Source organism: Microbacterium sp. Bi128, assembly GCF_918698205.1.
Genome location: NZ_CAKKMM010000003.1, coordinates 37,818 through 49,598 on the forward strand (window position 1 = coordinate 37,818; position 11,781 = coordinate 49,598).

Annotated in this window: 11 protein-coding genes; 5 read left to right on the plus strand and 6 right to left on the minus strand. The window is 70.8% G+C overall.

What is annotated here, in order from left to right:
- The first annotated feature begins 138 nt into the window (after window positions 1-138).
- Both LQV45_RS00730 and LQV45_RS00735 read left to right on the plus strand, forming a co-directional pair.
- The gene (locus tag LQV45_RS00730) at window positions 139-1,152 is read left to right on the plus strand and encodes a LacI family DNA-binding transcriptional regulator (protein WP_230005288.1); all 1,014 of its coding nucleotides are present in this window, start codon (window positions 139-141) and stop codon (window positions 1,150-1,152) included.
- Window positions 1,153-1,263: 111 nt separating this feature from the next.
- Complete coding sequence (locus tag LQV45_RS00735) at window positions 1,264-1,851, plus strand: hypothetical protein (RefSeq protein WP_230005289.1); 588 nt, start codon at window positions 1,264-1,266, stop codon at window positions 1,849-1,851.
- Window positions 1,852-1,854: 3 nt separating this feature from the next.
- On the opposite strand, the gene LQV45_RS00740 is transcribed toward LQV45_RS00735, so the two are convergent.
- From LQV45_RS00740 to LQV45_RS00765, 6 genes are all read right to left on the minus strand, one after another.
- On the minus strand, window positions 1,855-2,646 hold the full coding sequence (locus LQV45_RS00740) for a MerR family transcriptional regulator (RefSeq protein ID WP_230005290.1): 792 nt from the start codon (window positions 2,644-2,646) through the stop codon (window positions 1,855-1,857).
- Window positions 2,639-3,154 carry a VOC family protein gene (locus tag LQV45_RS00745; RefSeq protein ID WP_230005291.1) on the minus strand — a complete coding sequence of 172 codons (516 nt, stop codon included), beginning with the start codon at window positions 3,152-3,154 and terminating at the stop codon, window positions 2,639-2,641. The genes LQV45_RS00740 and LQV45_RS00745 overlap by 8 nt, the downstream gene beginning before the upstream one ends.
- Window positions 3,155-3,187: 33 nt before the next feature.
- Window positions 3,188-4,531 (minus strand): Na+/H+ antiporter NhaA, encoded by a 1,344-nt coding sequence (gene nhaA / locus LQV45_RS00750; protein ID WP_230005298.1) that lies wholly within the window; start codon window positions 4,529-4,531, stop codon window positions 3,188-3,190.
- Between the two features lie 284 nt (window positions 4,532-4,815).
- A complete protein-coding gene (locus LQV45_RS00755; RefSeq protein WP_230005292.1) occupies window positions 4,816-5,151 on the minus strand; it encodes a hypothetical protein in 336 nt (111 codons plus the stop codon).
- A gap of 139 nt (window positions 5,152-5,290) precedes the next feature.
- Window positions 5,291-6,628: a uracil-xanthine permease family protein gene (locus LQV45_RS00760; RefSeq protein ID WP_230005293.1), complete on the minus strand. Its 1,338-nt coding sequence runs from the start codon at window positions 6,626-6,628 to the stop codon at window positions 5,291-5,293.
- A 134-nt stretch (window positions 6,629-6,762) separates the two neighbouring features.
- Window positions 6,763-7,752, minus strand: coding sequence for a phosphoribosylaminoimidazolesuccinocarboxamide synthase (locus LQV45_RS00765; protein ID WP_230005294.1), 990 nt, complete (start codon window positions 7,750-7,752; stop codon window positions 6,763-6,765).
- A 59-nt stretch (window positions 7,753-7,811) separates the two neighbouring features.
- On the opposite strand from LQV45_RS00765, the gene LQV45_RS00770 reads away from it, so the two are divergent.
- The 3 genes from LQV45_RS00770 to LQV45_RS00780 all read left to right on the plus strand — a co-directional run.
- Entirely contained in the window at window positions 7,812-9,527 is a 1,716-nt protein-coding gene (locus tag LQV45_RS00770; protein ID WP_230005295.1) for a BCCT family transporter, read from the plus strand.
- A gap of 145 nt (window positions 9,528-9,672) precedes the next feature.
- A complete protein-coding gene (locus tag LQV45_RS00775; protein ID WP_230005296.1) occupies window positions 9,673-10,293 on the plus strand; it encodes a PadR family transcriptional regulator in 621 nt (206 codons plus the stop codon).
- Window positions 10,290-11,781 (plus strand): DHA2 family efflux MFS transporter permease subunit (locus LQV45_RS00780; protein WP_230005297.1); only part of this gene is annotated, 1,492 nt, incomplete at its 3' end. The genes LQV45_RS00775 and LQV45_RS00780, both read left to right, overlap by 4 nt.

Consider the following 11,781-nt stretch of genomic DNA (forward strand, 5'->3'; position numbering starts at 1 on the left):
TCCGGCTTCGCATCCGTTCGCACGATGAAAGACGCTCTGTCCAAATACGGCGTGACCGCTCCGCCCGGGGCCGGGGGAGTACGCTCGCAACGTCGCCGCGAGTGAAGCGACGCGGTCGCTGAGCCCGGGAGGAGACCGATGTCACTGACCCCTGTGCGCGGTGCCGCCACCATCGAAGAGGTGGCAGCGCGGGCCGGCGTCTCGCGCTCGACCGTCTCGCGCGTCGTCAACGGCTCGACCGCCGTCTCGCCCTCTGCGCTCGAAGCGGTACGCCGCGCCATCGAGGAACTGCAGTACGTCCCCAACCGCGCCGCGCGCTCGCTCGCGAGCCGGCAGACGCGCGCGATCGCGCTCGTCATCCCCGAGGACACCGATCGCTTCTTCGGCGACCCGTTCTTCGGGTCGATCGTGGCCGGCATCGGCGAGGTGATCGGCGAGTCCGACTACGTCATGAACATGCTCATCGCCAGCGACGACGCCAGCGCCAAGGCGCTCGGCTACCTCCGCAGCGGGAGCGTCGACGGCGCGATCGTGGCCTCGCACCACACCAGCGACACCTTCGTCGACCGGCTCGCGGATGCCGTGCCCGTGGTCTACGGCGGACGTCCGGCACGCGTGCGCGATACCGACCACTACGTCGACGTCGACAACGTGCAGGGCGGGCGCGCCGCGGCGCAGTATCTCCTCGACCGCGGACACCGGCGTATCGCCACGGTGGCCGGTCCCTCCGACATGCCCGCGGGGATCGATCGCCTCCAGGGCTTCCGCGACGCCCTCGCCGACGCGGGGCTCGAGCCCGCCGCCGCGGAGGACGGCGACTTCACCGAGGTCGGGGGTGCCGCCGCGATGCGTCGGATCCTGGCATCCGGGAACCTCCCCGACGCGGTGTTCGTCGCGAGCGACCTGATGGCCCGCGGCGCATACACGGCGCTGCGCGAGCACGGACACGAACCGGGGCGCGACATCGCGGTGATCGGCTTCGACGACTCCGCGGTCGCCACCTCGCTCGTGCCCGCGCTCACGACGGTCCGGCAGCCCTCCCACGATCAGGGGCGCCAGATGGCGACGATGCTGCTCGACGTGCTCGCCGGGCGGGCGACCCCGAACTCCGCGATCCTGCCCATCGAGATCGTCCCGCGCGCCTCGGCCTGACCGGCGGCGGGCGATCAAGCAGATCCCTCGCGGCGCGCACGGCGGCCAGACGCTACCCTGAGCGCAGCGCCGCGCGGATACCCGAGTCCTCGCCGGCGCCGAGAGGATGACATGCGTCGTTGGAGAAGCCTCGTCGCGGCCGCCGCACTGATCGCGGTCGCCGGTCTCGCAGGGTGCGTTCCCGAGGAGGCGGCGCCGGTGGCCTCGGCCACCTCGACCCCGTCGGTGACCGTCGTCGTCCCGAGCCCGACGCCCAGCCCCTCCGTGTCGGAGACGGCGGCGAGCGTGGCCTCGAAGATCCCGGCATCCTGCGACGATCTGGGCACCGCGACGAGCCGCGCCGAGACCGTCGGCGGACTCACCGCCCAGCACGCGGACGGCTTCGTCCGCCCCGCCCCCGCGGATGCCACGACCGTCCTGTCGTGCAACTGGATCCAGGAAGAGGCCGCCGCCGTCCTGCTGATCGTCAGCACCGCGAGCGACGCCGCCGTGACGCAGGGCATCGCGGGGCTGGCATCCGAGGGGTACCAGTGTCAGGCGGCGCAGGACTTCGGGGCGCAGTACTGCGCGCGTCCGGGTGACGCCGCCGACAGCGAAGACGTCATCGTCGCGCGCGACGACGTGTGGATCTACCTCGAGACCGTGAACGTCAACGCGCGCGCCTGGCTGTCCGACATCGCCGCACAGATCTACGGCTGACGCTCACTCCCACGTCGCGGTGTCCGGATCGACGCCGTGCACGCGGGCGTTCGCGTCGATCGCGTCCCGCAGCCACACGGCAAGGCCCGTTCGAACCCCGTCGTAGTGCGCCGTGAACCGGGGGTCGGCGGCGTACATCCGCCCCAAGCACACCTGCATCTGCCGGCTGACCGGGAAGAACGCCGAGACGACCTCGCGGTGGCGTTCGACCAACGCGTTCGCGGCGGCATCCCCGGGACGGACTCCGGATGCCAGGGCGTCGCCGAGTTCCCGGTCGAGCGCCGCGACCGTCTCGGTGACCTCCGCCCAGTCGCCCGCGGTGCGCGCCGCCGAGCGTTCGGCGTACTGCTGCCACTGCTCGGACCCGCGGTAGCGTTCGGCGGCCTCGGCAGGCCACGCGGTGTCCCAGTCGGGGCCGAAGGCGGCGGTCTGCTCCTCCTCGGACAGCAGGATGCCGCGCTCCTGGGCCGCGATCATGCGGGCGAGGTCGTCGTCGAGCTCGCGCAACTGCTCCACCCGCCGGGCGAGCTGGGCCCGCTGGACCCGGAGCTGAGCGGCGACGTCGCCGCCGGGCTCGTCGAGCACGGTGCGGATCGCCTCGAGGTCGAGGCCGAGCTCGCGGTATACGAGGATCCGCCGGAGGCGCTCGAGATCGTCGTCCGTGTAGAGACGGTAGCCCGCCCCGGAGCGGGCGGCGGGCCGCGCGAGGCCGATCTCGTCCCAATGGTGCAGCGTCCGCACGGTCAGACCCAGGCGCGCGGCGGTCTCGCCGACGGCCAGTCCCCGCTCACTCATGGTGCCCATTGTCGTCGCCGTTCCCGATCCCGACGCGGCGGAGGTTCCGCCCCTCGGTGCTCTCGGGGTCGAACACCTTCGCCGCCGTGAAGATCACGCGGGTCCCCTCCGGCGTCCGCACCTCGACGTCGCGCGTGTTCCAGGGGCTGTCGTTCGGGACGGCCTCGACGCCGACGTCCCGCAGCGCGGCGACGATCTCGGGCACCTGACCGAGCACGCACGCGAAGCTCACGCTCGCCGCCGAGGCGTCCGCGTCGCCGTCGGACGTGACCAGCAGGACGTCCTGGAACGCCCACCGCCGCAGGTGCACCATCTGTCCCGGGATGCCGAACAGCTCGAAGAAACCGAGCCCCCGCGTCCAGGAGTCGACGGACGCCGCGAGGTCGCGCGTCGGGACGGTGACGAACATCGGCATCCCGTAGATGCCCCGGAACAGCGGCGGGGCCACGGCATCCGGTCCGGGCGGCGGGACGGGGCTGGTCTCGAAGGCGTCGTAGAACTCGCTCATCGCTCCAGGCTCGGGCCTCACGCCGCGTGAGGGTCAAGCCGAGGGGTGACGCTTCGGGGGCATCGGCTGCTGGTACACGTCCGGGATGTCGTCGCCGTCGGCATCCACGTCCTCGGCGAGGGCGAGCTGCTTGTAGCGACGGTTGCGCACCAGCAGCACACTGGCGGCCAGCAGGGACGCCACGAGCGAGGCGACCATGATCGCGATCTTCGCGTCGTCGGTGTGCTCCGAACCGGCGGGGAAGCTGAGCTCGGCGATCAAAAGCGACACCGTGAACCCGATACCCGCGAGGAGGCCGACGCCCGCGAGGTCGATCCACTTCAGCGCCGGGTCGAGGCGGACCTTCGTCACGAGCGTGAGGAGGCGCACCCCGAGCAGGATGCCGAGCGGCTTGCCGAGCACGAGACCGGCGACGACGCCGATCGTCACGGGGTCCATAATTGCGCGGGCGAGACCCTCGCCGCCGCCGATCGCCACGCCCGCGGCGAAGAACGCGAAGATCGGCACGGCGATGCCCGCCGAAAGGGGGCGGAAGCGGTGCTCGAATTGCTCGGCGAGGTCCATCCCGCGGATTTCGGGCTTCCGCTTCGACGGCGCGACCGGGATCGTGAAGGCCAACGCCACACCGGCGATCGTGGCGTGGACGCCCGACGCGTGCAGGAACGCCCACGCGGCGAAGCCGATCGGCAGCAGCACGACCCACGCACCCCACGGCGTGCGCGCGAACCAGGCGCGGCCCCGATGCGCGATGACGCCGTAGACCGCGACGAGCACCGCGAAGATCGCGAGAGGGAGCAGGGAGATGTCGCTGGTGTAGAACAGCGCGATGATCGCGATCGCGATGAGGTCGTCGACCACCGCGAGGGTCAGCAGGAAGATGCGCAGCGGACCCGGCAGGTGCGAGCCCACGAGCGCCAGCACCGCCACGGCGAACGCGATGTCGGTCGCCGCGGGGATCGCCCAGCCGGCCAGCAGGCTCGGCTGCGACGAGACCACGGCGACGTAGATCAGCGCGGGCACCGCGACGCCGGCGGCGGCGGCGGTGATCGGCACGATCGCCGTGCTGAAACGGCGGAGGCTCCCCACGACGATCTCGCGCTTGAGCTCGAGACCGACCATGAAGAAGAAGATCGCGAGCAGTCCGTCGGCGGCCCACGCCCCGACGCTCAGCTCGAGGTGCCACGGCTCGTACCCGAAGCGGAAGTCGCGCAGGGCGAAGTACGCGTCCGATGCGGGGGAGTTGGCCCAGATGATCGCGGCGATGGCGGCGATCACCAGCAGCATGCCGCCGACGGACTCGCGGCGGAGCACGGTGGTGACGCGGTGGACTTCGGCGTATCCGGGCCAGCGCGGCGCGCGGACGTCGTTCTCGGTCATGGCATCCATTTCGGGGTCGATCGACACGATCGTCGACCAGACTTCCCGACACGCCTCGACCATTCTACCGGGGCGTGCCTGGGCGAACCGCGAACGCCCACGATCCGGTCGAGCGCCCATGCTCGGGGCGTCCCTTCGGTGGGCGTTCGGCCCGAACGTGGGCGCTTGACCCGGGCGTGGGCGCTCGGCCCGGGCGTGGACGCTCGACCCGGACATGGGCGCTCGGCCCGAACGCGGGCGCTCGGCCCGGGCGTGGGCGCTCGGCGCAGGTCGCGGCGGCGCCGTCAGTCCTCCTCGGCGTTGAAGTTCGACGCGGTGTCGGAGTGGCCGGCCGCGACGCCGTTCGGGGCGTCGGGGATGGTGCCGTCGGCACCGAGGCCGCCGGCCTTGGGCTCGCCGTTTGTCGGCGAAACCTCGACGTCGGCGCCTTCGTAGGAGTCCTCGTCGGCGGCGGCCTGCGAGGGATCGGTGTCGGATGCCATGAGCATGCCCTTCTCGTGATCGATGGCGGGGCGCACGGGCGCCGTCGCCGGGACGGCCGACGCTACCGAGGCCCACCGTGCGCGCGGACCGGCTTGCGGCTCCGCACCGCGTGTGCTGCGCTCCGCCGCGACACCCACGGAAGTCGCCGAACGCCCATGAAACGGTCGAGCGCCCACGTTCGGGACGTCCGAAACGTGGGCGCTCGACCCGATCGTGGGCGCTCGGCGCAGGATGCCCACCGTGGGCGCTCGGCGCAGGATGCCGCGCCCCGGGGCGTCAGGACGGGTCGCCGCCCAGGGGACCCACGGCGGGGATGGGGCCGCCGTCGTCGGCGCCGGTCTTGCGGGCGCGGGCGATCGCGTTGCCGAGGTGGTAGATGACCAGGGCCGCGACCGAGCCGAGCACGATCGCACCGAGCTGGAAGTCGCCCCACTGCATCGTGAACCCGGCGATCGCGAGCACCAGGGCCACCGCTCCGGTGTATTGGTTGACCGGCCGCGAGAAGTCGACGCGGTTGTCGACCCAGATCTTGATGCCGATGATGCCGATGAGGCCGTATAGCGCGGTCGTGACGCCGCCGAGCACCCCGGCCGGGATCGTGTTGAACACCGCCCCGATCTTCGGCGAGAGGCTCAGGACGATCGCGGTGAGACCCGCGACCCAGTACACCGCCGTGGAGTACACCCGCGTCGCTGCCATGACGCCGATGTTCTCGCCGTACGTCGTGGTGCCCGATCCGCCGAACGTGCCGGCGAGGGTCGTGGCGGCACCGTCGGCGATCAGCGCGCGCCCGGTGGAGCGGTTGGCCGTGGCATCCGTCATCGCCGCCACACCCCGCACGTGGCCGACGTTCTCGGCCACGAGCACGAGCACGACGGGGAGGAACATCGCGATGACCGACCACGTCTGCGGCGACGCGAAGTCGGCGACCGCGAACGTGGGCCACCCGACCCACGGGGCGGCCTCGACCTTCGCGAAGTCGATGAGCTGCTCGCCCGTGACCGCCTGGATCAGCACCGTGGCGACGTAGCCGACGATGACACCGAGGAAGATCGAGATGCGCCCGAGGAACCCGCGGAACAGCACGCTGAACAGGATCACCGCGACGAGCGTGATCGTGCCGGGCAGGGGCTGCAGCTGGAAGTTCGACCACGCGACCGGGGCGAGGTTGAAGCCGATCAGCGCGACGATCGCGCCCGCGACGACCGGGGGCATGACCCGGTCGACCCAGCCGAGCCCGACGAACTGCACGAGGAACCCGATGGCCATGAGCAGGATGCCGACGGCCACGATGCCCGCGAGGGCGGAGCCCATCCCCGCGGTCGCGGTGGCGGCGGTCACCGGCGCGATGAACGCGAACGACGACCCGAGGTAGCTGGGGAGGCGGTTGCGGGTGACGAGGAGGAACAGGAGCGTCCCGACGCCCGAGAACAGCAGCGTCGTGGACACCGGGAACCCGGTGAGCACGGGCACGAGGAACGTGGCGCCGAACATCGCGATGACGTGCTGCATCCCGATCGCGATCGTCGCACCCCAGTTGAGGCGCTCGCCCGGGGCGACGACCGCGCCCGGGGCGACGGTGCGCCCGTTCCCGTGCAGCTTCCAACGGAACATGTGTCTCCTCGAGGGGGTGATGTCGCCCAGATCACGTGATCTCGGCGAGAGTACGGCTTATCGCACGTCGTGACGCGTACGTTCGGCCAGATCACGTGATCTGGCGCACCCCGGTGCACCCGGGTGCACCCGGGTCAGGACGTCAGGCGGGCGAGTAGCTCGGCGTAGCGGGCGCGGGTGCGCGTCACGATGTCGTCGGGGAGGGCGGGGGGCACGCCCTGCTTGTCCCAGTTCGCGGCGAGCCAGTCGCGCACGATCTGCTTGTCGAAGCTCGCCATGCGCGCGGCGGGGGTCGTGCCGGTGCGCCAGGCCTCGGCATCCCAGTACCGCGACGAGTCCGAGGTCAGCACCTCGTCGGCGAGCGTCAGGACACCCGCCGCGTCGAAGCCGAATTCGAACTTGGTGTCGGCGAGGATGAGCCCGCGCTCCTCGGCCGTCGCGGCGGCGCGGCGGTAGATCTCCAGCGACGCATCGCGCAGCGCGGCGGCGGTTTCTGCGCCGACGAGCTCGACGGAGCGCTCGTACGTGATGTTCTCGTCGTGCTCACCCATCGGCGCCTTATAGGCCGGGGTGTACAACGGCTCGGGCAGGCGGTCGCCGTCGCCGAGGCCATCGGGCAGGGGGATGCCGCACACCGTGCGCGTCGCCTGGTATTCGGCCCAGCCCGACCCGGTGAGGTAGCCGCGCACGACGCACTCGATCGGCTGCATGTCGAGCGACCGCACGAGCATGGCGCGTCCGCGCACGGCATCCGGGATCAGCTCTCTCGTCTCGTCGCCCTCGAGCACGTGGTCGGCGGCCAGGTGATTCGGGATGCCACGACCCCCGTCGGCACCGGCGAGCCGGTCGAACCACCACAGGCTCAGTGTCGTCAGCAGCACGCCCTTGTCGGGGATGCCGGGCTCGAGGACGTGGTCGAAGGCGCTGACCCGGTCGCTCGCGACGACGAGCAGGTGCGCGGGAGCGGCTCCGTCGGCGGTGTCGGCGGGGACGTAGAGGTCGCGGACCTTGCCCGAGTAGACGTGGCGCCAGCCGTCGAGCGCGAGAGGGGGAGCGGGGTTCACCCGCTCATTATCGCGGGTCGTCCGTGGCCCCGATGGCCGCGTGGGCGGAGATTTTGCCATATCGCCGCGCCCCGCGCCCGCCCCCCTGTGTCGCGGGGACGTCTCGCTACCGTTGAAGGATGACCGAGGCGAAACCCGACACCGAGGTATCCATAGACCCGCACGCCGGCAGCTCCCACCGCACCCTGCGCGGCTGGGTGTTCTGGCCCGCCGCCGCGATCGCGCTCGCGTTCATCGCGTTCGCCCTGATCTTCCCGTCCGCCGCCGAGGCGGCCTTCGGCACGTTGCAGACGGCGATCGTGTCGGCGTTCAACTGGTACTACGTGCTCATCGCCGCCTTCTTCGTGGTGTTCGCGCTCACCATGGGGTTCAGTCGTTTCGGGCGGATCAAGCTCGGCAGCGACGACGACGAGCCCGAGTTCTCGACGATGTCGTGGTTCGCGCTTCTGTTCGCCGCGGGCATGGGCATCGGCCTGGTCTTCTACGGCGTCAGCGAACCGCTCAGCCACTTCGCGTCGCCGCGTCCCGGCGTGGAGGGCACCCCGACGCAGCTCGCGCAGCAGGCGATGTCGCAGACGTTCCTGCACTGGGGCGTGCACGCGTGGTCGATCTACGTCGTGATCGGCCTCGCCCTGGCCTACGCCTTCCACCGTCGCAAGCGCCCGCGCACGATCCGCTGGGCGCTGGAGCCGATCCTCGGCGCGCGTCTGGTGCAGGGCGGGTGGGGCAACGCGATCGACGTTGCGGCGCTCGTCGGCACACTCTTCGGTGTCGCCACCTCGCTGGGCCTCGGCGTCATCCAGATCAGCGCCGGCCTCGACTTCCTCAACGTCGTCGAGCCGTCGATCATCAGCCAGGCAATTCTCATCGGCATCATCACGGGCTTCGTGCTGTTCTCGGTGCTCTCGGGCGTCGGTCGCGGGATGAAGTGGCTGTCGAACATCAACCTCGTCCTCGCGGGCGTCCTGATGCTGTACCTGCTGTTCGCCGGCCCCACCGAGTTCCTGCTGCGCGACGTCGTGCAGTCGATCGGCAACTACATCCAGAACTTCGTCGGACTCTCGTTCACCGTGAGCGCCTACACCGGCGACGCGGGCGTCGCGTGGCAGGGGGCGTGGACGGCGTTCTACTGGGGCTGGTGGATCTCGTGGGCGCCCTTCGTGGGCATCTTCATCGCGCGCATCTCGCGCGGTCGCACGGTGCGCGAGTTCGTCACCGGCGTGATCCTCGTTCCCACGCTCGTCGGCATCCTGTGGTTCACCGTGCTCGGCGGATCGGCGATCTACGCGGAGCTGACCGGTTCGGCCTCCTTCATCGGTGAGGACGGCACGGTCGACGTGTCGACGGCGCTGTTCCAGATGCTCGAGACGGTGCCCGGCTCGGTGTTCCTCACGATCGGGTTCCTGATCCTCATCGGGATCTTCTTCGTCACCTCGGCCGACTCCGGCGCGCTCGTCATGAGCATGATCGCCACGGGCGGCGACGAGGAGCCGAAGCGCTGGGTCCGCGTGTTCTTCACCATCGCCACCGCCGTGATCGCGTTCGCGCTCCTCGTGGCGGGCGGTCTCTCGGCGCTGCAGACCGCGGCCATCAGCATCGCGCTGCCGTTCAGCCTCGTGCTGCTCGCGATCTGCTGGGCGACGGTCGTGGCGTTCCGTCGAGAGCTCAAGGCGTACGACAAGGTCGAGCGGGCGCAGCTGCGCGATCAGATCGGCGAGCACTACGGGCTCGAGGTCGAGGAGGCGAACCAACGCGGCATCTTCGGTCTCCCCGCGTGGGGGAAGCGCCGCCGCGCCGTGTCTGCCGACGCCGAGCACGACGCGCCGATGCCGTAACCGACCAGCCCTCTGCTGAATGTCCAAGACACGCGGATGACCCGCGTGTCTTGGACATTCGTCGTTAACCCGACCGGCACCGCCACGGGCCCCTCCCTGCTGTATAGTCCATGTGGACTAGTCGACACGGACCAAGGAGGGGTGGATGCCGGAGCCCACACGACTCACGCCGCTCGCGGTCATGCTGCTCGCGACGCTGCGCGAGGGCGACATGCATCCGTACGAGATCATGCGTCTCTTGCGCGACCGGGGCGACGACCGCCTCGTGCCGCTGCAGAAGGGCACGATTTACCACACGATCGGGCGTCTCGAACGCGAGAACCTGATCGCCGAGGTTGGCGTCGACCGCGACGGAAACCGCCCCGAACGCACGACGTACACGCTGCTCGACGCCGGGCGCGAGGCCGTGGACGCCTGGGTGCGCGCCGAACTGCCGCAGATCGACCGGCCCGGTGACTTCCGGGTCGCGCTCGCCGAAGCGCACAACCTCGAGCGCGACGAGGTCGTCGCCCTCCTCGACCGGCGGCGGGATCTGCTCGTCGCCTCCCGCGACGTCCACCGTGCGGGACTGGCCCGCGCGGGGGACCGAGCGGTTCCGCGCCAGTACATGATCGAGGTCGAACGGCAGGCCGCTCTCCTCGACGCCGAACTCGCCTGGCAGGACTCCCTGCGCACGGCCCTGGTCGACGGCACCCTCCCGTGGTCCGTCGACGAACCCTCCGACCACCTCGAACGACTCCGCGCCTCGAAGGAGACCCTCGCATGACCGATTCCCGCGCCGCTTCCGCGGCATCCGCTCCGCCCGAACGCAGCCCGTGGCCGGCCCTCTGGGCCCTGGTCATCGGCTTCTTCATGATCCTGGTCGACACCACGATCGTCTCGGTGGCCAACCCCGCCATCAAGGCGGCGCTGGACCCGTCGACCAACAATCTCGACAACGTCGTGTGGGTCACCAGCGCCTACCTGCTGACCTACGCCGTGCCGCTGCTGGTCACCGGACGCCTGGGCGACCGCTTCGGCCCCAAGAACATCTACCTCGTGGGTCTGGCGATCTTCACCCTCGCCTCGCTCGCGTGCGGTCTCGCCTCGTCGCTCGAGGTGCTCATCATCGCCCGTGCCGTGCAGGGGCTCGGCGCCGCGCTCATGACGCCGCAGACCATGGCCGTCATCACCCGCACCTTCCCGCCCCAGCGCCGCGGTGCGGCCATGGGGCTGTGGGGCGCGACCGCGGGTGTCGCCACTCTCGTGGGCCCGCTCGCGGGCGGCCTGCTCGTGGACGGCCTCGGGTGGGAGTGGATCTTCTTCATCAACATCCCCGTCGGGATCATCGGCTTCATCGCCGCCGTCGTGCTCGTGCCGCAGCTGCCGAAGACGTCCCACAAGTTCGACCTCGTCGGCGTGGCCCTGAGCGCCGTCGGTCTGTTCCTCATCGTGTTCGGTCTGCAGGAGGGCGAGCACTTCGACTGGGCCCCGTGGATCTGGGCGATGGTCGCGGCGGGTGTCGCCGTCATGGCCCTGTTCATCTGGACCCAGGCGCGCAGCAAGACCGAGCCCCTGGTGCCGCTGGAGCTGTTCCGCGAGCGCAACTTCTCGATCGCCAACATCGCGATCGCGGCGGTCGGCTTCACCGTGACGAGCATGGCCCTGCCGCAGATGTTCTATCTGCAGCTCGCGCGCGGCCTCACCCCGACCGAGTCGGCACTCCTGCTCATCCCGCTCGCGATTCTCTCGGGTGTTCTGGCCCCGTTCGCGGGGAAGCTCCTCGACCGCACCGATCCACGGTTCCTCCTCGTCCCCGGACTCCTGCTGGTGGGTGGCGCCCTCGCGCTCTACGCGGCGCTCGTCTTCGGCGACGCGCCGATCTGGGCCTTCCTGATCCCCGCCGCCCTCATGGGCGTCGGCAATGCCGGCATGTGGGGGCCGCTGGCGACGACCGCCACTCGCAACCTGCCCCCGCGGCAGGCCGGTGCCGGTGCGGGCATCTACAACACCACCCGGACCGTCGGTTCGGTGATCGGCTCGGCATCCATCGCCGCGTTCATGCAGGCGCGGCTCGAGGCCAACCTGCCGGGGGCGGGGGATGCCGCCGAGAGCTTCGGCTCCGGAACCCTTCCGCCGCAGATCGTCGAGGGGTTCTCCACGGCCATGGGCCAGGCGCTGTTCCTGCCCATCGGTGTGATCCTGATCGGGCTGGTCGCGGTGCTGTTCATGCGTCGCCCCGCGATGCTGCGTCCCCACGGCGCGCCCCCCGCCG